The sequence below is a fragment of the Paractinoplanes abujensis genome (assembly GCF_014204895.1).
Taxonomy (GTDB): Bacteria; Actinomycetota; Actinomycetes; order Mycobacteriales; family Micromonosporaceae; genus Actinoplanes; species Actinoplanes abujensis.
Genome location: NZ_JACHMF010000001.1, coordinates 4,945,027 through 4,966,480 on the forward strand (window position 1 = coordinate 4,945,027; position 21,454 = coordinate 4,966,480).

At 73.3% G+C, this 21,454-nt stretch carries 16 protein-coding genes and 1 pseudogene; 7 read left to right on the top strand and 10 right to left on the bottom strand.

All coding sequences use genetic code 11. The features are described from left to right. The first annotated feature begins 2 nt into the window (after positions 1-2). Positions 3-1,301, top strand: a complete 1,299-nt coding sequence (locus tag BKA14_RS22270) for a DUF58 domain-containing protein (RefSeq protein ID WP_184952830.1) — start codon at positions 3-5, stop codon at positions 1,299-1,301. Further along, positions 1,298-3,739 carry a transglutaminaseTgpA domain-containing protein gene (locus tag BKA14_RS22275; protein ID WP_184952831.1) on the top strand — a complete coding sequence of 814 codons (2,442 nt, stop codon included), beginning with the start codon at positions 1,298-1,300 and terminating at the stop codon, positions 3,737-3,739. The genes BKA14_RS22270 and BKA14_RS22275 overlap by 4 nt, the downstream gene beginning before the upstream one ends. Before the next feature lie 429 nt (positions 3,740-4,168). Here BKA14_RS22275 and BKA14_RS22280 read toward each other — a convergent pair whose 3' ends face one another. The 9 genes and pseudogenes from BKA14_RS22280 to BKA14_RS22320 form a co-directional block, all read right to left on the bottom strand. After that, the gene (locus tag BKA14_RS22280; protein WP_184952832.1) at positions 4,169-4,558 is read right to left on the bottom strand and encodes an SCO2097 family morphological protein; all 390 of its coding nucleotides are present in this window, start codon (positions 4,556-4,558) and stop codon (positions 4,169-4,171) included. 100 nt (positions 4,559-4,658) lie between these two features. Then, positions 4,659-5,954: a DNA polymerase IV gene (gene dinB, locus BKA14_RS22285; protein ID WP_184952833.1), complete on the bottom strand. Its 1,296-nt coding sequence runs from the start codon at positions 5,952-5,954 to the stop codon at positions 4,659-4,661. Positions 5,955-5,992: 38 nt separating this feature from the next. Further along, positions 5,993-7,147 carry an alkaline phosphatase family protein gene (locus BKA14_RS22290; protein WP_438861947.1) on the bottom strand — a complete coding sequence of 385 codons (1,155 nt, stop codon included), beginning with the start codon at positions 7,145-7,147 and terminating at the stop codon, positions 5,993-5,995. Between the two features lie 64 nt (positions 7,148-7,211). Then, entirely contained in the window at positions 7,212-7,958 is a 747-nt protein-coding gene (locus tag BKA14_RS22295) for a methyltransferase domain-containing protein (protein WP_239092767.1), read from the bottom strand. A 20-nt stretch (positions 7,959-7,978) separates the two neighbouring features. Continuing rightward, the gene (locus tag BKA14_RS22300) at positions 7,979-8,374 is read right to left on the bottom strand and encodes an SSI family serine proteinase inhibitor (RefSeq protein WP_184952835.1); all 396 of its coding nucleotides are present in this window, start codon (positions 8,372-8,374) and stop codon (positions 7,979-7,981) included. Between the two features lie 32 nt (positions 8,375-8,406). Then, positions 8,407-11,754: an error-prone DNA polymerase gene (locus BKA14_RS22305; protein ID WP_184952836.1), complete on the bottom strand. Its 3,348-nt coding sequence runs from the start codon at positions 11,752-11,754 to the stop codon at positions 8,407-8,409. Between the two features lie 8 nt (positions 11,755-11,762). Then, positions 11,763-13,697 carry a DNA polymerase Y family protein gene (locus tag BKA14_RS22310; RefSeq protein WP_184956887.1) on the bottom strand — a complete coding sequence of 645 codons (1,935 nt, stop codon included), beginning with the start codon at positions 13,695-13,697 and terminating at the stop codon, positions 11,763-11,765. Positions 13,698-14,208: 511 nt separating this feature from the next. Beyond that, positions 14,209-14,970 (bottom strand): annotated as a pseudogene (gene imuA', locus BKA14_RS22315) (DnaE2-dependent mutagenesis accessory factor ImuA'); the annotation flags it as partial. A 472-nt stretch (positions 14,971-15,442) separates the two neighbouring features. Next, a complete protein-coding gene (locus BKA14_RS22320) occupies positions 15,443-15,844 on the bottom strand; it encodes an SAV_6107 family HEPN domain-containing protein (protein WP_184956888.1) in 402 nt (133 codons plus the stop codon). A gap of 346 nt (positions 15,845-16,190) precedes the next feature. Here BKA14_RS22320 and BKA14_RS22325 point away from each other — a divergent pair, with 346 nt between their 5' ends. After that, positions 16,191-16,376, top strand: coding sequence for a hypothetical protein (locus BKA14_RS22325; RefSeq protein WP_184952837.1), 186 nt, complete (start codon positions 16,191-16,193; stop codon positions 16,374-16,376). An 877-nt stretch (positions 16,377-17,253) separates the two neighbouring features. On the opposite strand, the gene BKA14_RS22330 is transcribed toward BKA14_RS22325, so the two are convergent. Next, the gene (locus BKA14_RS22330; RefSeq protein ID WP_184952838.1) at positions 17,254-18,123 is read right to left on the bottom strand and encodes a helix-turn-helix domain-containing GNAT family N-acetyltransferase; all 870 of its coding nucleotides are present in this window, start codon (positions 18,121-18,123) and stop codon (positions 17,254-17,256) included. Between the two features lie 35 nt (positions 18,124-18,158). On the opposite strand from BKA14_RS22330, the gene BKA14_RS22335 reads away from it, so the two are divergent. From BKA14_RS22335 to BKA14_RS22350, 4 genes are all read left to right on the top strand, one after another. Further along, a complete protein-coding gene (locus BKA14_RS22335; RefSeq protein ID WP_184952839.1) occupies positions 18,159-18,953 on the top strand; it encodes an SDR family NAD(P)-dependent oxidoreductase in 795 nt (264 codons plus the stop codon). 75 nt (positions 18,954-19,028) lie between these two features. Further along, the gene (locus BKA14_RS22340) at positions 19,029-20,306 is read left to right on the top strand and encodes a ferredoxin reductase family protein (RefSeq protein ID WP_184952840.1); all 1,278 of its coding nucleotides are present in this window, start codon (positions 19,029-19,031) and stop codon (positions 20,304-20,306) included. A 10-nt stretch (positions 20,307-20,316) separates the two neighbouring features. Next, entirely contained in the window at positions 20,317-20,805 is a 489-nt protein-coding gene (locus tag BKA14_RS22345) for a YbaK/EbsC family protein (RefSeq protein WP_184952841.1), read from the top strand. A 53-nt stretch (positions 20,806-20,858) separates the two neighbouring features. Next, the gene (locus BKA14_RS22350; RefSeq protein WP_438861948.1) at positions 20,859-21,452 is read left to right on the top strand and encodes a hypothetical protein; all 594 of its coding nucleotides are present in this window, start codon (positions 20,859-20,861) and stop codon (positions 21,450-21,452) included. The last annotated feature ends 2 nt before the right edge of the window (positions 21,453-21,454 follow it).

Consider the following 21,454-nt stretch of genomic DNA (forward strand, 5'->3'; position numbering starts at 1 on the left):
CCATGCGGGAGGCCTTGCGAGGGCTGACCACCCGCGGTCGCTCGTTCCTCGCGGCGGCCGCGGCGGCCGGCATCTCCGCGATCATTCTCGGCGAGCGCGACCTGCTGCGGGTGGCGGTTCTGCTCGCTGCCCTGCCGCTGCTGGCCGCGGCGTACGTGGGCCGCAGCCGGTACAAGCTGGCCTGCACCCGCTCGCTCGACCCGGGCCGCGCGCCGGTCGGCTCGAGCGCGCGGGTGATCCTGCGCCTGCAGAACATGTCCCGCCTGCCCACCGGCACCCTGCTCCTGGAGGACAGGCTGCCGTACGCGCTGGGCAGCCGGCCCCGGGTCGTGCTGGAGCGGCTCGGCTCGCACCAGGCCAGCAGCGTGGCGTACACGGTGCGGGCCGACGTGCGGGGCCGCTACCCGATCGGCCCGCTGGTGATCCGGCTGACCGACCCGTTCGGGCTGTGCGAGCTGACCCGCTCGTTCCCCAGCGTCGACAAGCTCACCGTCATCCCCCAGGTGTTCACGCTGCCCCCGGTCCGGCTCGCGGGCGAATACGCCGGCACCGGCGACAGCCGCGCCCGGTCGGTGGCCGTGCACGGCGAGGACGACGCCGCCACCCGGGAGTACCGCCGCGGCGACGACCTGCGGCGGGTGCACTGGCGGTCCACCGCCCGTACGGGCGAGCTGATGGTGCGCCGCGAGGAGCAGCCCTGGGAGAGCCGGGCCACGGTCGTGCTCGACACCCGGGTCTACGCCCACCGCGGCGAGGGCCCGACGGCCAGCTTCGAGTGGGCCGTCTCGGCCGCCGCCAGCGTCGCCATGCACCTGCGTCAGCAGGGCTACAAGCTGCGGCTGGTCACCGGTTCCGGCATCGACATCGACGCGGCCGAAGCCACCGGCGAGGGCGTCATCCTGGACACCCTGGCCGACGTGAAGCCGGCCCAGAACGGCGACATCTCGGTGCTCGTCGAGCAGGTGCGCCGCCGCTCCGACGGCGGCCTGGTGATCGGCATCTTCGGCGCCCTCACCGTGCCCGAGGCCGAGCTCCTGGCCGGGCTGCGCGGCAACGGCGCCACCTGCATCGGCTTCGCCATCGACAGCTCGACCTGGGTCACCATGTCGCCCGGGGAACGTTCGGAATCCGACCGTGAGCACTCGGCGGCCGCGCTGGCTCTGGTGCACAGCGGCTGGCGTTCGGTGCCGGTCGTGCACGGGTCGACGCTGCCCGCGCTGTGGCCGGCCGCCGCACGCGGCTCCAGCGGCTTCGCGTGGCGGGCGGCGATGGCCGAGACCGTGGGCGGGGTGATCCGATGAGCGGCCGGCGACGGCTCGGGCTCGTCGCGGCGGGGGCCACCCTGCTCGCGGCCGCGCCCATCGTCTCGATCTTCGACAGCTACACGTGGCTGATGCAGTGCTTGCTCACGGTGGGCCTGATCGCCGGGGCCGCGGTCGGCGCCCGGACGCTGCGGTTCCCCTCGTGGGCCCAGGCGCTCAGCATGATCATGGTGCTGCTGCTGACCCTGACCTGGCTGTTCCCCAGCGGCGAAGAGTTCCTGATCCCCACGCCGAGCACGTTCGGCCACTTCGCCGACCTGTTCACCCAGGCCGGGCAGGACACCCGGTCGTACGGGGTGCCCGTGCCCGACCGGGACGGGCTGCTGTTCGTCACCGTGCTCGGCATCGGCTCGGTCGCCATCGCGGTCGACCTGCTGACCGTGATCGCGCGCCGGCCCGCCCTGGCCGGCCTGCCGATGCTGGCGATCTACTCGGTGCCGGTCGCGGTCTACGTCGACAGCGTGCCGGTGCTGCCGTTCATCATCGGGGCCTTCGGCTTCCTGTGGCTGCTGGTCAGCGACAACATCGACCGCGTACGCCGGTTCGGCCGCCGCTTCACCGGCGACGGGCGCGACGTCGACGTGTGGGAGCCGTCGCCGCTGGCCGCGGCCGGGCGCCGGCTCGGGCTCATCGGCGTGATCGCGGCCGTCCTGCTGCCGCTGCTCGTCCCCACGATCAACGGCGGGCTGCTGTCGCGGCTGACCCAGACCGGCTCCGGGGTGGGCGTCGGCACGGGCAACGGCACCGGCGGGCGGATCAACCTGTTCGCCTCGCTGGCCGGCGAGCTGACCAGGACCGAGGTGGTCGACCTGGTGCGGCTCAAGACCGACGAGCAGACGCCCTACTACCTGCGGTTCGGGGTGGCCGACCAGCTCACCACCAACGGGTTCGGCAGCCGCACACCCAACGGCGAGAGCGTCACCCAGGGCCTGCCCGACCCGCGCACCTCGACGGCGACCAGCAACTTCACCGAGCACCGGGCCGAGGTGCAGGTCACCGACGACCTCCAGCAGGGCATGCTGCCGATCTACCAGAACACGGTGGGGGTCGACGGGCTGCAGAGCGGCTGGAACTTCGACGACAACCAGCAGGTCGTCTTCTCCAACCGCCGGTCCACCAAGGGGCTGACGTACACGTTCGACTACGTACGGGCCCGGCCCACCGCCGCCCAGCTGCGGCAGGCCGAGCCGCTGAACCCGGACGACCCGATCGTGCGGCTCAACACGGCCCACCCGGACGACGCCGCGGTCACCGCCCTGGTCGACCGGCTGACCGCGAACAAGCGCACCGAGTACGACAAGGTGCTGGCACTCTACGAGCACTTCTCGTCCAAGAACGGCTTCAGCTACCGGCTGTCGACGCAGCCCGTCGGGGCCAGCTCCGAGATCGCGGCGTTCCTCAACACCAAGGTCGGCTACTGCCAGCAGTACGCGGCGGCGCTGGCCTGGATGGCCCGCGAGGCCGGGATCCCGGCCCGGGTGGCGTTCGGCTTCACCCGCGGCGAGCGCGAAGAGGACGGCACCTACAAGATCACCAACCGCAACGCCCACGCGTGGACCGAGGTCTACCTGCGCGGCTTCGGCTGGATCCCGTTCGACGCCACCCCGGCGGCGAGCGTGACCGGCGCGGCCCGCTCGGACTACGCGCCCGACGTCGACCTGCCCACGCAGGCCCCGACGGCGGCGGAGTCGCAGGCGGCGCCGGGCGCGGACCCGTCCGCGGCGGGCCGGGTCGAACGGCCCGACCGGGCCGACCTCAACGACCCGGGCGCGGTCGGCCCGATCGACGACGGCACCTCCGGCGGCATCTCCACCACCTCCGTGCTGATCATCGCCCTGGCCGCCCTGCTCCTGGCATTGCTGCTGGTGCCCGCGTTGCGGCGGGTGCTGGTGCGACGGCATCGGCACGCGGCCACCGTGCCCAAGGAACCGAAGGTCACGACGCTGGGCGGCCCGTCCGACATCGTGGTGACCTCCGAGACCACGAAGGCGCGGGCCGACGCGCACGCGGCCTGGGACGAACTGATGGACACGATGGTCGACTTCCGGATCCCCATCGACCTCACCGAGACGCCTCGGGTCACCGCCCAGCGGCTGGTGAAGGACGCGGTGCTGCTCGAGGAGTCCGCCTCCGCGGCGACGCTGCTCGGGTCGGCGGAGGAACGGGCCCGGTACGCTCGCACACCGCTGCAGGGTGGCGAGCTGACCACGGCGCTGACCCAGGTGCGCAAGGGTCTGGCCCGGTCGGCCACCCGCCGCACCCGCGTCACGGCGGTGCTGCTGCCGCCGTCGGTGCTGATGCGCTGGCGCCTCGGGATCGCCGAGGGGTCGGCCCGGCTGGTCGGCGCGTCCGGACGGGTGCGGGACGTGCTGGTCAAGTTCAGCCCGCGCCGGCTGCTCCCCCACCGGAGCCGCTGACACCACACGGCCGCCCCAACCGGCACCGCCGACAACCGCACAGCAAAGCGCCGCTCCCCGGGCGGGGGCGGCGCTTTGCTGTGTCCGGAGTCCGTGCCGGTTCGACGCGCGACGGCCGATTACTTGACGCGGTCTGGGCAACCGGGTCCGCGCAGCGGGGGCAACCGGTCCGCGCAGCGGGGGCAACCGGTCGGCGCGGCCTGGGCAACGGGGTCGGCGCAGCGGTGGGCGGAAGCTCGACGCGGCCGGAGCGACGCGGTCGGCGCAGGCGGGTTGGCGCGGGGTCAGTGCGGCGCGGCACGGTGGGCGCGGGAAAGACCGATGGCGGCCCGCATGGCCGCCATCTTCGGTGGTCTCCCGGACCGGCCGGGCTTGGTTGTACCGAGATCCGCGGCTGCCGTCACCGTCAGCCGCGGGTCTGCGGGACCGTCAGCGATGACCCTCGGGGCGCTGGCGCCAGCGGTCCTCCAGCCGGTCGATGAAACCGGCCTTGCGGGTCTGGCGGGTGCGCCGCGTGGCGGTGCCGCCCACGGCGTGCAGGTCGGTCGGGGCCGAGCTCTTGCGGCGGGACTGCATCGCGAAAGCGGCGGAACCCAGCATGACCACGAAGCCCGCCACGCCCAGCGGCGTGTTGCTGCTGACCGTGCCATAGACGACCAGCGCTAGGCCAAGGACGATGACGAACGCGGCGACCAGCAGCCGGCGCCGTGCGTGAAAACGCGGGTCGCTGGCCCGCACAGCCGAGGCGAACTTAGGATCCTCGGCAAGCGACCGCTCGATCTGATCGAACAGCCGCTGCTCGTGCTCCGAGAGCGGCACGGCATTCCTCCCCGGGCGCAAATCCAACCCCCCAGGCGGGGTCGGGGTGTCACTAAGGTAAGTGGCGCGGGACAGCCGTCGGCTGCCTTACCGAGCAAGTCTACGAGGGGGTTGGCGGGTCGGAAAGCGGGACGACCGTCGAGTGCGGGTGATTTTCGGTTCTTCGTAGATCGCTTCGTCCCAAAAGACTGGCCGGACCGACGCTGGCTCGACCGAAACGGGCGATTACTGCATCCTTGGCCGCTTCCGCCTCGCGCCAGCCGTGCTCCGGTTCACCGAGGCTGAGCTGCCGCGACGTGGTGGCGGCGGGGGTCAGGCCCTCGAGCCGGACGCCGACGAGGCGAATGTGGTCGCTCGCCCCCAGAGCCGTGAACAACGACCAGGAGATCTCAAAGATCTCACGCGACACATCGGTGCTCGTGGGCATCGTGCGGGAGCGGTTGACCGTCCGGAAGTCGGCCAGGCGCACCTTGATCGCCACCGTGCGGCCCACGAAGCCGCTCGCCCGCACCCGGGCCCCGACCTTGTCGGCCAGCGCGAGCATGCTCTTGCGCAGCACCTCGGGGTCGGCCACGTCGACGTCGAAGGTCATCTCGGCCCCGATCGACTTCTCCTCCCGATCGGGGCTGACCCGGCGGGGATCACGCCCCCGCGAGAGCTCGTGCAGGTGGGCGGCGGCGGCCTCGCCCAGGGCGCCGCGCAGCAGGCCGGCCGGGGCGTGCGCGATCTCGCCGACCGTGGTCAGGCCGAGCCGGCGCAGGGTCTCGGCCGCGCGCTCCCCCACGCCCCACAGCGCGTCGACCGGCAGCGGGTGCAGAAAGTCGAGCACCAGCCCGGCCGGCACGACGATCAGGCCGTCGGGCTTGGCCCGGGTGGAGCCCAGCTTGGCCACGAACTTGGTCGGCGCGACCCCGACCGAGCAGGTCAGCCGCTGCTCCTGCTGCATGCGGCGGCGGATCAGCCGGGCGATCTCGACGGGCCGGCCGAGCAGCCGCTGGGCGCCCGCCACGTCGAGAAAGGCCTCGTCGGAGGAGAGCGGCTCGACCAGGGGGGTGACATCGCGGAAGATCGCCATAACCGCCTCGGACGCCTCGCCGATGGCCGGGCCGTCGACGGGCAGGAAGATGCCGCGGGGGCAGAGGGCACGGGCCCGGGCCGTCGGCATGGCGCTGCGCACCCCGAATCGGCGGGCCTCGTAACTGGCCGAGCTGACCACGCCCCGCGGGCCGACCCCGCCGACGATCACCGGCTTGCCCCGCAGCTCGGGGCGCGCGCGGACGGCCACCGAGGCGAAAAAGGCATCCATGTCGACGTGCAGGATCGTGCAGCCCGCGTCGTCGGCCTGCGGCCCGAACCGCGGGTCACGGCCCTTCGGCACCGCCTGGCTGCGTCCCACGTCAGCAGGCTAGCCCGACCCCCTGACAAGATCGCGGATCAGCGGGCGATCAACAGCGGGATCTGCATCTCGGCCGCGGTCACCGAGGCGTGGTAGGCGATCAGCCGGCCCACCGGGGGCGGTTCCCAGCCGCCGGCCACGGCGATCGTGCGGCCCTGGCAGATGACCACGATCTCGCCGATGCGGTCGCGGTGACCGGGCGGCACCGGACCGAACCAGCCGCCGTCGATCGCCTCCTCGCGGGGCAGCACCCACGCCTGGTCGCCGAAGACACCGCGCCAGCCGGCCACCACGTCGTCGAGGGCCCCGGGCTCGGTGTAGAGGTAGCGGACCCGCGGCTCGCCCGCGACCCCGGCCACGCCGGCCCTGAGGTCCGGGATGTCGGCCATGTCGAAACGGGCGTCGGCGGGCACGTTGAGCTGGCCGTGGTCGGCGATCACGAGCAGGGCCGCCCGGGGTGGCAGCGCGTGCACGATCCGGTCGATCAGGGCCTCCACGCCGCGGGCGGCCGCACGCCACGAGGGGGAGTCGACGCCGTCCTCGTGGCCCTTCTTGTCCAGGTCGGGGTGGTAGCCGTAGACCAGCGCCGGCCCGGAGGCGGCGGACAACGCGGCGATCATGTCGGCCGCCAGGTCGTTCTGGCCGACGAAGCGGGCGCCGCCGTAGGCCGAGACGGTCAGGCCACTGCCCTCGAACTCCGGCCGGACGACGGCGGTCGCGGCCACCCCGGCGGCAGCGGCGGTGGCGAAGCGGGTCGGCTCCGGCTGCCAGGCCGCCGGGTCGGGGTCGTGTTTCCAGTGCACGTGGTTGACCGTGCGGCCGTCGGGCCGCCGCACGGTGAAGCCTAGGATGCCGTGCACGCCGGGTGGCACCCCCGTGCCCACGGTGACCAGGCTGGTCGGGGTGGTCGAGGGGAAGCCGGCGGTCAGCGTGCGCCCCGACGTGGCCAGGTCGGCGACCGTCGGGGCGTACGGGGAGAGCACCGGGATCTGGTGCGCGCCCAGACCGTCGACCAGCAACACGCCGATGCGGGTCACGCCGTCGAGACGGTCACGCAGCCCCAGCACGTCGGGGGCGCCGGGCACCCCGAGCACGGCACACGCGCTCGGCAGCACGTCGGCCAGGCTGTGCGACCCGTACGCGGGTCGCACCGGCTCGAGCGCGGCGTCGGGCAGGTGGTCGGCGGGCACCACGAGCGGCTCGGTGGTCACAGCCGCTATCCGATCACGCCGCCCGCGCGGCCGCGACCGGAAAACGTCACGGCTTGCGGGCGAACAGGTGCAGCTGGGAGGCGATGTCGCGGAACGGTGGCCGGGACGACAACTCGATTTCGAGGTCGAGCAGCGCCTGCGGGTCCTCCTCGACGACGGCCGCCGGGAGAAGATCGGCCAGGACCCGTACGCCGTGGGTCTGCTCGACGGTCAGCCCGGCCGCGCCGAGCAGGGCGGCCGCGCTCTCCGCGTCGTAGCGCCGGCGCAGGGTGTCGCGCGTGCCGGCCCGGCCCTCGGCGTCGGCCGCGACCGCCGCGGCCGCCCGCAGATGCCCGTTGATCGCCCGGCCCAGGATGGCCGCGGCCCGGCTCGCCACCAGCACGCTGGCCGCTCCCCCGGGACGCAACGCGGCGGCGATGGCGGCGACCACGCCGGCCGGGTCGTCGACGACCTCGAGCACGGCGTGGCACAGGATCAGGTCGGCGCTCGCCGGCTCGACCAGGCCGGCCAGCGCGTCGCCGTCGCCCTGCACGGCCCGGACCCGGTCGGCGACCCCGGCATCGGCGGCGCGGCGGGTCAGCGCGGCCAGGGCGTCGGGGCTGGCGTCGACGACGGTGACGGTGTGCCCGGCCTCGGCCAGCGGCACGGCGAACCCGCCGGTGCCCCCGCCGACATCGAGCACTGTCAGCTCGCGGCCGGCGTGCCGGTCCAGCTCGCGCCGCAGCACGGCCCAGACGGCGGCGGTGCGGGCGGAGACGAGCGGGCGCGCTGTCCGCGCCGATGCGATTTCCACACGGGCAGCGTAACGGCCGGTCAGAACCGGAACAGCACTCCCGTGGCGCGGCGCATCTCGCAGGCGTTGCCGAACCGCTGCTTCCAGCTCACCGGGCGCCCCTCCCATGTGCCGGTGAGCTCGGCCGTGACCGGCTTGTAGAGCAGGATGCACGCGGTGCCGGCGCGCTTGATCCGGCCCGGGTCGCCGTCCACCCCGGCGAGGGCCGCGCAGGCCTCGGCGGGGTCGGGGTGGCCGCCGCCGAGCGGGTCGCAGGTGAGCTTGACCGACATGGCGGAGCCTGCGCCCGCGACGTAGCTCAGCGTGAGCTCCTCCTGCGGCTGCGGGCGCGGGTGACCCCCGTACGTGGGTTTGGGGTCGGGAAGCGGGCCGAGGACAGCGGTGACGGCGGCTGCGGCGAGGACGACAGGAAGCATGTCGCTAAAGGTACAAAATCGGGCAAGTCGAATCAGCGGAAGTCCCGGGAGCCCGGCGCCACCGGCGGGGTGAGCGCCTCCAGCCGATCGGCCACCAGGTTGAGCACACTGCCCTCGGCGACCTTCTCCAGCCGGCCCCGCACGATCAGGGCCGTGCTGGTGCGGGCCACCCGCCGGTAGCGCTGCCACAGCCCCGGCGAGCAGGTCACGTTGAGCATCCCGGTCTCGTCCTCGAGGTTGATGAACGTGACCCCGCCCGCGGTCGCCGGCCGCTGCCGGTGCGTGACGATCCCGCCGACCCGGATGCGGGTGCCCGCCTCGACCCGGCCCAGCCGGTTGATCGGGATCGCGCCCGCCTGGTCGAGGTCGGCCCGGATGAACTGGGCCGGGTGCGAGTCGGGGGACAGCCCGGTGGCCCACACGTCGGCCACGAGTTCGTCGACCGCGCTCAGGCCGGGCAGCATCGGCGCGTCGGTGCCGGTCACCGTGCCGGGCAGACGGTCGGGCCGGTCCTGCGCGGCGGCCCCGGCGGCCCACAGCGCCTCCCGCCGGGTCAGGCCGAAACCGGCGAAGGCGTCGGCGGTCGCGAGGGCTTCCAGGTGCGCGGTGGAGCATCCCGTCCGCCGGGCCAGATCGGTCATTCCCCCGTACGGGCCGTGGGCGCGCCGCTCCTGCTCGATGCGCTCGGCCAGGCCCTCGCCCAGCGAGCGGATGCTGCCCAGCCCCTGCCGCACGGCCGGCCCGCCCAGCCCCCACGCGTGCGGCGGCTCACCGGGCAGCGCCCCCCAGCGGGTCTGCGGCGTCGATTCCAGCGTGGCCCGGGCATCGCTCAGGTTGATGTCGGGCCGGCGCACCTCGACCCCGTGCCGGCGGGCGTCGTCGACCAGCGACTGCGGCGAGTAGAAACCCATCGGCTGCGCGTTGAGCAGTGCCGCGCAGAAGGCCGCCGGGTGATAGCGCTTCAGCCACGCGCTGGCGTAGACGAGATAGGCGAAACTCATCGAATGGCTCTCCGGAAAGCCGTAGTTGGCGAACGCGGAAAGCTTCACGAACAGGTCGTCGGCGAGCTGGCCGGTGATGCCGTTGGCGGCCATTCCCTCATACAGGCGCCGCTTGATTTTCTCCATCTTCTCGACCGACCTTTTCGAGCCCATGGCCCGGCGCAGCTGATCCGCCTCGGCCGGGTCGAAACCGGCCACGTCGATCGCCAGCTGCATGAGTTGCTCCTGGAAGAGCGGCACCCCGAGCGTCTTCTCGAGCGCGTTGCGCATGAGCGGATGCGGATAGGTGACCTCTTCCAGACCGTTCTTGCGCCTGATGAACGGATGCACCGAGCCGCCCTGGATCGGGCCCGGGCGAATGAGCGCGACCTCGACCACCAGGTCGTAGAACTCGCGCGGTTTGAGCCGGGGCAGGGTGGCCATCTGGGCCCGGCTCTCCACCTGGAAAACGCCCACCGAATCGGCCCGGCAGAGCATGTCGTAGACCTCGGCATCGGTCAGGTCCATGGTGGAGATGTCCAGGTCGGATTCGATCATTTCGTACGCGTACCGCAGCGCGGACAGCATGCCCAGCCCCAGCAGATCGAACTTGACCAGTTCGATCGCTGCGCAGTCGTCCTTGTCCCACTGCAGCACCGTGCGGCCCGGCATCCGCCCCCACTCGACCGGGCACACCTCGATGATCGGCCGGTCGCAGATCACCATGCCCCCGGAGTGGATGCCCAGGTGCCGCGGGAAGTTCTGCACCTGATTGGCGAACTCGACGACCTGGGGCGGGATGTCCTCCACGTCGACCGTGGCCGCGCTCCCCCACCGGTCGATCTGCTTGCTCCACGCGTCCTGCTGCCCCGGCGAGAAACCGAACGCCTTGGCCATGTCGCGCACCGCCGAGCGCGGCCGGTACGAGATGACGTTCGCGACCTGGGCCGTGTGCTCGCGGCCGTGCAGCTCGTAGACGTGCTGGATGACCTCCTCGCGCCGGTCGGACTCGATGTCGACGTCGATGTCGGGCGGGCCGTCGCGCTCCGGGGCCAGGAACCGCTCGAACAGCAGGTTGTGCGCGACGGCGTCCACATTGGTGATGCGCAGCGCGTAACAGACCGCCGAGTTGGCCGCACTGCCCCGGCCCTGGGCGTAGATCCGGTTGTCCCGGCAGAACTTGACGATGTCGTACACGACCAGGAAGTAACCGGGAAACCTGAGCTCCTCGATCATCCGGAGCTCGTACTCGATCTGCCGGTACGCCCGGGGGTGGGCCTCGGGCGGGCCGTAGCGGTCGAGGGCGCCGCGCATGGTGAGTTCGCGCAGCCAGCTCATCTCGGTGTGGTTCGCCGGCACCGGAAAATCGGGCAATCTCGGCGCGACCAGGTCGATGTCGAACGCCAGACCCTCGCCGAACATCGCGGCCGCCTCGACCGCGCCCGGGTAGGCGGCGAACCGGCGGGCCATCTCGTCGCCGCTGCGCAGATGGGCGGCACCGGCCGCGGGCAGCCAGCCGTCGATCTCGTCGAGGCCACGGCGCGCCCGCACGGCGGCCAGGGCGGTGGCCAGCCGGCGCCGGGCCGGTGTCGCGTAGTGCACGTTGTTGGTGGCCACGACCTCCAGGCGGCGGCTCTTGGCCAGCGCGAACAGGACGTCGTTGCGGTCGTCGTCGTACGGGTCGCCGTGCGAGGTCAGCTCGACGGCCACGTTCGGCCGGCCGAACAGGGAGACCAGCCGGTCCAGCTCGTACGCGGCGGCCTCCACCCCCTCCGTGGCCAGCGCGAGCGGCACCGTGCCCTTGCGGCAGCCGGTGAGGATCAGCACGTGATCGCGCAGGTTGGCCGCGATGTCCTCCAGATCCCCGTACTCGGGCTTGCCCTTCTCCCCGCCCGCCAGCTGGCCGCGGGACAGGGTGGTGGCCAGCCGCGCGTACCCCTCGTGACCGTGCGCGAGGGCCAGCAGGTGACGGCCCTCCGGGTCGGCCTCACCGTTCTGCGGCTTGGTCAGATCGAGGGAGAGCTCCGCGCCGAAGATCGTGGGCAGGCCCAGCTCACGAGCGGCCTGCGAAAACCGGACCACGCCGTAGAAGCCGTCGTGGTCGGTCACGGCCAGCCCGTTCAGACCCAGGCGGGCGGCCTCCTCGGCAAGCTCCTCGGGGTGGCTGGCGCCGTCGAGGAAGCTGAAGTTCGTGTGGCAGTGCAGTTCCGCGTACGGGGTGCGGTTCTCCCGGCGGATCAGGGCCGGCGCCTCGTACGCCTGCCGCTTGCGCGACCACGCGGGCGAGTCACCACCGTCCCCGTCGACAGCCAGCGGATCGACGACGTGCTTGTCGTCCTTGTGGGAGGACAGCGTCTTCTCGAGGTCGGCCCACGAGATCTTGGGGTTATGAAAGCCCACGGAAACCCCTAGTCATAGATCGCCTCGACGGCCCAGTGCCCGCCGGACAGGCTGAGCAGGAACGCCCGCCCGTCTTCGAGCACCACCTGAAAACGGGCCCGCCGCCGGGCCTCGTTCGCGTCCCACCAGCGCTCGTCCACCGGCCAGGGGCCGGCCCAGCCGGTGATGGGCACCGGACGGGACCGCTCGACGATCAGCGCCGCGGGGCTGCCGGTCAGCTCGAGCCGGGCGCTCACCCCCACCGGGTCGCCGTGGCCGTCGAGCACCACTGCAGGTAGCGCCCTCGCAGGGACGATGGCCGGCGCGGGTTTGGGCAGTTTCCCCGGCCACGGCGGCTCTTGGGGCTGCTTCTTCCGCGCCTTGCCGGTGCTTGCCCGGCCCCGGCCCGGTGTCGCCTCCGCGGCGGTCGTCCACCTCTGGGCCGCCTCCGCTTCCGCCCCTGCCTGCGCCTCCGCCTGCGCGTTCGCCCCTGCTTCGGCTTTCGTCCCTGCTTTGGCTTTCGCCTCTGCCTTTGCTTTCGCCTCCGCCGCGGCCCATTCCGGCATTTCGCCCGCCGGGGCTCGCGTTGGCTGCCCGCCCGGCACCAGCCCCAGCACCGGCCGGCGAGGGCGCGCGTCGTCGTGGGCAGACTCATCCCGTACGGGAAAAGGGGTCGTCGGGGAGGGCAGGGCGAGCTCGGGCTGGATGTGGTGGGACAGCACCGGCACGGTCCTGATGCCGGGGATCGGGTCGGTGTGCGGGGCCGCGGGCCGGTGGGGTTCACGCTCGTCGCCCCACGGGACCAGGCGGATCTGGTCGTCGGCGTTGCGGCCACCACCCAGCACGGGAGTGACCACCGACTCGGGGCCGAGCAGACCCTGCACCCGGCTGAACGCGCGATGCGCCCGCTCCCGGTCGGCCCCGGCGTCACCCCACAGGCCGGGCTGCAGTCCAAGATGGACCAGCACGCCGTCGGGGACCAGACGCAGCCGGACGAGACCGGCGGTCGGCCGGGCGGGCGCACCACGGCGGGCCCCGGTGAGCCAGCCGTCGAGCTGCCAGCGGACCCGTTCGGCGATCGCGGCCGAGGTCAGCGTGCCGTCGTGCCGCCACACCCGGTGCAGCTCCTGACCGTTCGCGGTGACCGCCTCGATGCCCAGGCGGGTGCAGGCCAGCCCGTGCGCGGCCAGCTTGTCGTGCAGCCGCTCGGCCAGCGCGCGCCCCGCGAAGGCGGCCACGTCCACCCGTTCCAGCGGCTCGTCGTACGTCTCGGAGACCTCCAGATCGGGCGGCGGCCGGCGCACCGCCAACGGCCGATGATCGAACCCCGCCGCGAGCCGGTGCGCCAACGCCCCGTCGAAGCCGAACCGGGTCAGCACGTCCCCCGGCGGCAGCGCCGCGAACTCGCCCAGCGTCTTGAGGCCCAGCCGTTTGAGCAGGTCGGTCAGCTCGGGTCGTTCGATCGCCTCGATCGGCTGCCCCCGCAGGAAAGCGGCCGTCTCGCCGGGCGGCACAACCCGGCCCGCGCGGGCCGCCAGTCCCGCCGCGAACACCCCCTCGGCGATGCCGACCTGGCTCTCCACCTCACACGACTCGGCGACCTGCTCGACGATCCGCTCGGCCGCCGCCTCCTCCCCGCCGAAGTAACGCGACGGCCCGCGGGCGGCCACCGCGCACGCCCCCGGCCGGATCACCTCGACCCCCGCCGCGACTTCCTCGACGGCCGCGACCACCGGCTCGAACGCACGCGCATCCCGCCCCGGATCGTGCTCGACCGCCACCACCTGCGGGCAGCGGCTCTGCGCCTCCCGCCGCCGCAGCCCCCGCCGTACGCCCTCCCGCCGGGCCGCCTCCGAACAGGCGACCACCCGATTACCGTGCAACACGATGACCGGTTCCGCGGCCGCCACCCCCAGCACGATCTCAGCCGCGATGACCGGCCAGTCCGGACACCAGAGCAGCATGGTCCGAGCCCCGACGGTGCCCGCCACCACCCGGCTGCCCGCTTCCTTGCCCCCCACGTCACATCACAGCCGTCACTCGGTGCTCGCTCTTCTTCGCCCGAAGAGCCACCACCCGCCGATCCCCGGCCCCCACGCCGCCGGCCTCGACACCCGCTTCGCCGCCGGCCTCCGCTTCCTCCCCGGCTCTCTCTCCGACGCCGGGCTCCTGCCTCGCCCACTCTCCAGCGCGCCTCTGCTTTCCCACGTTCTCCCCGGGGCGCCTCTCCTGCCCCGCACTCTCCCCAGTACGCCTTTCCCGGCCCGCACCTTCCCCAGCGCGCCGCTCCCCTCCGGCACCCTCCCCGACGCGCTGCTCGCCTCCGGTTCTCTCCCCAGCGCGCCGCTCCCCTCCGGCACCTTCCCCAGCGCGTCGTTCCCCTCCGGCGCTGACTTTCTCGCCGGCTCCCATCGGCTCGTCCTGTTCGGGTGGCGGCACCAGGGACAACTGGGGCGAATAACCCGCGCTCGCGGCTGGGGACGGCTTCGGGGTGGTTGGCGAGGGGACGGCGGTGAGGTGCGGCCGGGTCCGGCGCTCCATCGTGGAATCGTTCTGGGCGGGAGCCGGGGGCAACGGCAGCCGGCGGATCGTGACGCCCGGCATCCACATGGTCACCTCTTTGGGGCGGGCCGCCGCACCGCGGCCGCGGGCCAGCACCCGCACCTCGCGGCGGCGCAGACGGCCGTGGCCCTCGTCGAGGCCTTCCCAGCGGGCTTCGAGGACGCTCAGGGTCACGTCGGCGCCGGACCAGTCCCCGTACGGGACCAGCACACTCCCCCGCTGGCGGGCCCGGGCCACCAGGCGGGAAGCGATCGAGGCGGAGACGCCGCCGGGGACGGCCAGCACGATGACGTCCACGCCGTCGATCAGCGCAGCCACGACGGTGGGCCACTCCGGCCCGGGGTCGGGCACCAGCGCGAGCCGGTCGAGCGCGATGCCGCTCTCGGCGGCGGCGGTCGCCCCCAGCGAGGGCACGCCGACCACGGCACACCACGACCCCGTACGGGAGGCTTCGGCCAGCAACGCCAGCACCAGCGACGTCCCGCCCGCGGCGGTGGCCGACCGGCCTGCCGCCACCGCGACGGTGCTGCCCCGGCGCAGTCCGTGCCCGGGCAGCAGCGCACTCAACTCGGGCGCGACCGGCAACGTCCGGTCGATGCCCGACGTCTCGGTCTCACCCGCCGCCCGCACCAGTTCAGCAAGGGCGGCCGCACCGCTGATCATGCGTCCCGCCATGTGTTGCCTCACTCTTGTTGCCTGTTCTTCCTGCCTGCCCCCCGTCACTGACGCCCACCCGGCGAGCAGGCATGACTGATCAGCGGCCTCCTGACGGGAAGCCGCCGAGCAGCGGGGAAGAACCGCCCGGACGGGTCCGGGGTACAACGGGCCGTCGTCTCGCCGGCCGGGAAAGCCGACGGCGAGAGACGACCGGGTCAAGGCCGCGGCCAGGGTCACCCGGCCCGGCCCGGCCCCGGCCCCGACCAAGATCAGCCGACCACGGCTAGCCAGTCAGCCAGCTACAGCCAGCCAGCCAACCAACCAGTCCCAGCAAGCCAGTCCCAGCCAACCAGTCCCAGCAAGCCACGGTCAGCCAGTCAGGGCCGCCGGCCACGGCCAGCCGGCCCCGGCCGGCCAGTCAGGGCCAGCCGGCCACGGTCGGCGGGTCAGGCGGCCACGGTCGGCGAGTCAGGCGGCCACGGTCGGCGGGTCAGGCGGCCAGCGGGGGCTGATAGGTCAGGCCCAGCGACGACTCGACCACGGCCACGAACTGTTCGGCGGCCCGCAACAGGTCGTCGGCCTCGCGGGGGGTCACGACGCGCGGGATGCCGGCTTCGGCCGCGGCACGTTTGGAGGCGCCGAGGGCGAAATAGTTGGCCCATTCGCCGAAGTCGGGCGCCACCAGCACCAGCAACGACCAGACGCTGGTCACCTTGCTGCGGCGGCTGGCCGGTGCGGGGCGGGCCCGGGCCGCGAGCACGGCGGCCGCGGCGCGCAGGGCGGCCAGGTGGGCCGTCGCGTAACGAATGCCGTCGGGCTGGGTGCGCGCCGCCTCGGCCAGCCCGTCGCGGGCGATGGCCAGCAGCTGCGCGGGCGTGCGCTGCGGAAGCATGTGAGCCGGCACGGTCGGGGCATCGGCCCGGGCCGCCGCCGTGGGCGCGTGCGCCAGCCCCGGCACGCTCAGCCCGGAAACATCCACACCGGACGAGCCCCGCCGGGAAGACACTCCGCCACCGGCCGCAGCCGAAAGCCCGGAGCCGGCCGCAGCCGTCGCGGGCCCAGCCACCTGGCGAGGCACTGCCGGACCGGAGGGCTCCCGGGGGCCAGGGGCCGAGGCAGAAACGGAGGACCCGCTGTGGCTGAGGGCCGGGGCAGGAACAGCGGGCTCTCGGTGAGCGGGCGCCGACGACGGATCGGGTGCAGCCTGGCGGGGCACGACCCAGCCGGAGGCGCGGGCCATGACCGAGCCGGAAGGTTCTTCGGGGGCCGGACGGGAGGACGGCGCGCTGGTGAAGACCGACGGGTCGATGAGGGCCGTGCGGGCCGAAGCCGCGCGAGGCGTCGCCGCGCGAGCCGGGGCCGAAGCGGTCGCGTCAGGCGTCACGCCGGGGGTGGCCAGCCCGGGGAGCGCGGGGTATGCGTAGGGCGCGCCGGGGGCGGCGGAACCGGGCGATGGCGCGCCTGGCGTGGCCGGACGCGGGGGGACCGGGGCCGGGCCTGCCGAGGCCGGGTGTGTCGAGGCCGAAGCTGAGGCCCGGCCGGCATGGGCCGAGTCAGCATGGGCCCGGCCGGCATGGGCCAGGTCGGGAGCCGGCAAAAGGCTTGGCGCCGTGTGGCTCGCCATGTGTCTCTCCTCGCGTGTCTCGCATCCGACGTGCCGGGTCGAACCGAGGCGCTGCGGAGGAAGGAGCAGCAGCCCCGTGGTGGTGACCGGCCGGGTGTGAAGCTTCCCCACACCACACCCGGCCGGACCTGCCGGCGGGTCCGTCGCCCGCCACCCGGGGGTCGGGGGCAGCGGACGACGGTCCTGCCTTGTCTGAAGGCCCGGACCCGCGAATGCCCGGAACCTCATGCGCAGCACTTCGCGGGTGCCACGCTGTGGGAGCCGCGCCGCGAAACACGGCCCCCGGTGTCAGCCCGGACGTTCGAGCGTTTCGAACATCCGTTCTAACTAAGGAGAAGACTAGCACTGACGTACGACAAAAATGCAAGACGGCGCGAGTCAGCCCAGCCGGAAGAGTTCACACTGTGATGACGACCTTGGCCCGTACGTGCTCGGCCGCCGCCGGGGACCCATCATCGTGAGCCGGGCCAGGTAGGGGTCGCCGCGCATCAGGTGCCAGTCCCGCGCGTTGATCGAGGCCGCCCGCACCCGGACGAGCACCGCGCCCCGTGTGCGGATCGGCGGCTCGGCCTCGGTGAGCGGCCCGTCTCGTACGCCCCCATCGCAGGGCGTCGATCGGCTGGGCGGGCGGCCCGGCCGGGCCGGCGCCGGCGAATGCGCGTCCGATTCGGACCGGTCTAAAGCACTAGCTCTTTCTCGAAGGAGAGCTGGTTGTACGGCGAGGAGTCGTACGCCGCGATCTCGCGGTAGCCGTGGCGCCGGTACAGGGCGATCGCCTCGGTCAGCGCGGGATGGGTGCCCAGCCGCAGCACGGTGACGCCGTGGGCGGCCGCGTCCCGTTCGAGCCCGGTCAGCAGCCGCGCGCCCAGCCCGCAGCCGCGGGCGGCCGGGCTCACCCAGAGATGGCGGATCTCGGCGAACGAGCCCAGCAGAATCCACAAACCACAGCCGACCGGCGCATCCTCCTCGCGGGCCAGCAGCATCGTCCCGGAACCGAGCGTCCCCGGCGCGGTCAGAGCGGCCGGGTCGTAACCCTCGGGAAAGCGAAGGGCCAGTTCCTTCCCGTACGAGGTGAGGCAGGCGCGCGCCGCGGGATCGTCATCGGCCACCGGCGTGATCACCACCGCGGCCAGGCGCAGCAGCCGCCGGATCCGCGCCTGCGCCTCCACCAGTTGCTCCCGCTGCGCGTCGGTGAGCGGCCCGAGCAGTGCGGCCACGCTCTCCCGCGAGCGCGCCTCCAGATCGTCGCGTTCGCGCCGCCCGGCCTCGGTCAGGGTGGCGATGCGCACCCGGCCGTCGGCGGGGCTCGGGCCGACCGCCACCAGGCCCTGACTGCTGAGCGAGCGCAGCAGCCGGCTCAGGTAGCCCGAGTCGAGACCCAGCCGGGCCCGCAGGTCACGCAGGCCGACCCCGGCCCCGGCCCCGATCTCGAACAGCAGGCGCGCCTCGCCGAGCGGCCGGCCCTGCCCCAGGTAATGATCGGTGAGGACGCCGAGACGTTGCGTGTAGTAGCGGTTGAAGTCCCGCACCTGTTCGATCTGATCCACAATCTCTGACCTTAGTCAGAGAAAAGGAGGACCGCATGCCCCGGACCATCGTGATCACCGGCGCGAGTTCCGGGGTGGGCCTGGCCGCAGCCGAGCAACTCGCCGCCGCCGGGCACGAGGTCGCCCTGGTCGGCCGCACGCCCGAGCGCCTGGAAGCGGCCGCCCGCGCGGCCGGGAACGCGCGGACCTTCCGGGCCGACTTCGAGGACCTCGACCAGGTCCGCGATCTGGCTGCCCAGCTGCTCGAGGCGTACCCGAGGATCGACGTGCTGGCCAACAACGCGGGCGGCATGGTCGAGCACTACCGGCGCACCAAGGACGGCTTCGAGGCCACCATCCAGAGCAACCACCTGGCCCCGTTCCTGCTCACGCATCTGCTGCGGGACAGGCTGACCGGCGGCACCGTGATCGGCACGTCCTCCCAGGCCCACATGCGCGGCGCCCCCGATCCGGCCGACCTCACCGGCGACCCGGGGCGTTACCAGTCCTTCCCGGCCTACGGCGCGGCCAAGGCGGCCAACATCCTGTTCGCGGCGGAGGCGGCCCGGCGCTGGCCCGAGATCACCAGCGTCTCGTTCCACCCGGGCGTGGTGCGCACCAACTTCGGGGCGGGCAAGGCGATCCGGTTCTTCTACAAGTACGCACCCTTCCTGGTCACACCCGAGAAGGCGGGCGCGCTGCTGACCTGGCTGGCCACCGACGACCACCTGGCCGACGGCGCCTACTACGTCGGCCACGAGGTCAAGACGCCCGCTCGGCACGCGAACGACCCGGCCCTGGCCGCGCGCCTGTGGGAGGCCAGCGCCGAGGCCACCGGCGTACGGGAATAACCGAAAACCGCGAAAGCGAGGGGTTGCCAACACAACCCTGCCGCGCGGGCCTGCGGAAACGTACGGTCTCGGCTCGTGCGGACCGCGGCCCTCTCCCTGCTCGTCGTCACGGCACTGTGGACGGCGGGCCTGAACGACGCGCCCGGCGGCGTGGCCGCATGGGGACGGCTGGCCGCGCTGTGGTCGGCCGACCTGCTGCTGCTCCAGGTCGTGCTGATGGCCCGCATCCCGTGGATCGAACGGGCGTACGGCCAGGACACGCTGGCCCGCTGGCACCGATGGACCGGTTTCGCCTCGTTCCAGCTGCTGCTGACGCACGTCGTGCTGGCCGTGGTCGCGTACGGGGAAAGGAAGCCCTGGCCGCGGCTGATCGAGGAGCCCGGGATGCTCCGGGCGCTGGCCGCGCTGGTCGCGCTGATCCTGGTCGTGGTCACGTCGGTCCGGCTGGTGCGCCGGCGGATGCGGTACGAATCGTGGCATTTGCTGCACCTGTACGCGTACCTGGGCGTCGGGCTGGCCTTGCCGCACATGCTGCTGCTGGGCAGTGACTTCCGGTCGCCGCCGGCCCGCGCGTACTGGTGGAGCCTCTACGTCGTGGCCGCGGGCTCGGTGCTCGTGTTCCGCCTCGGCCTGCCGGTGTGGCGCACGCTGCGGCACCGGCTCACCGTCGATCATGTCGACCCCGAGGCGCCCGGCCTGGTGTCGGTCTACCTGAGCGGGCGGCGTCTCGACCGGCTTCCCGTACGGGCGGGCCAGTTCTTCGTGTGGCGTTTCCTCGATGGCCGTGGGGCGCTGCGCGGCAACCCGTTCTCGCTGTCCGGACCGCCGCGCAGCGACGCGTTGCGGATCACCGTCAAGGTGGTGGGCGACGGCAGTTCGCGGGTGGCGGCGCTGCGGCCCGGCACCCGGGTGCTGATCGAGGGCCCGTACGGGCGGATGACCGCGGCCACCTACGCGGGCGGCCCGGTGACCATGCTGGCCTGCGGGGTCGGCATCACGCCGCTGCTCGCGTTGCTGTGGGACCTCCCGTACGCCCCGGGCCAGGCCACCCTCGTCTACCGCACACGCCATCCGCACGAAGTGGCGTTCCTGAGCGAGCTGGAGTGGCTGGCCGAGCACCGCGGGGTGCGGCTGGTGCCGCTGGTCGGGCCGCGCGCCGAGGCCGGGTCGTGGCTGCCCGCCGAGTACGCGGACCACGACGACGCCGGGGCGCTGCGCGTCCTGTCGCCCGACATCGCCGGCCACGACGTGTACGTCTGCGGGCCCGACGCCTGGACCGCGTCGGTGTTCCGGGCCGCCCGCGCGGTCGGCGTACCCCCGGCCCGCCTGCACCGGGAACGTTTCGGGTGGTGAGAATGGGTGCATGAGGGAACACCCCAACGTGCTGGCCGTGCAGGACGCCCTGGACGCCGCGGGCGCGCGTACCGCCGACGACGCGCCGTCGCTGGTCATCATCCTGGACGGGGCGGCGCACACCGCGGCCGCGGCCGCCGAGGCCCTGTGCATCGAGGTCGGCCAGATCGCCAACTCGCTGATCTTCGACGCCGACGGGGAGCCGCTGCTGGTGCTCACGTCGGGCGCCCACCGGGTCGACACGGCCAAGGTCGCGGCGGCGCTGGGCGTGACCAGGCTCAAGCGGGCCACGCCCGAGTTCGTCCGCGAGCACACCGGGCAGGCGATCGGCGGGGTGGCGCCGCTGGGCCACCCCAAGCCCGTACGGACCCTGGTCGACACGGCGCTGGAGCGGCATCGCGACGTCTGGGCGGCGGGCGGCGTGCCGCAGGCGGTCTTCCCGATCACGTACGCCGAGCTGGTCCGCGTCACCGGCGGCACCCCGGCCGACGTGGCCTGATGCCGGTCACCTTGCACGTCTGGCGGGTGCCGCGGCGGCGGATCGGGGCGGCGATGTTCCGTGTCGCGTTCCCCGGCGTACGGGGAACGCGGTTTGCGAAGTTTGTCGGGACCTCGCGGGGCTTCCTGCCGCGGGACGCCGATCTGACCCGGTATGCGGCCCTCATCGTGAGCGACGCCCCGGTTCGTGTGGACAAATGGGACAGACTGGCGATCGCGTCGGCTCGGGTAGAGCTGGAGCCGCTGCTCAGCCGCGGCGCCTGGTCGGGCCAGGAACCGTTCCATCCCGACAAATCGGACGTCGCCCACGACGGCATGGTGCTGGCGCTGACCCGGGCCCGGCTCCGGACGACCAAGATGATCACGTTTTATCGGGCCGTCCCGGCGGTGGCGGCCGAAGTCGATCAAGCACCGGGGTTGCTGGCCCATCTCGGCATCGGCGAGGCCCCGATCGGCTTCCAGGGCACTATCAGCCTGTGGCGCAATGCGGCGGACCTGGCCCGATTCGCGTACCGTCAGCCGGAGCATCGGGCGGTGATCGCGCGGACACCGGCCGATCGGTGGTACGCCGAGGAGCTTTTCGCCCGGTTCGCGGTGCGTGAGATCAGCGGTGACCGGGCAGTGCTCGGTTGGTTGGCTGAGCGGTAACA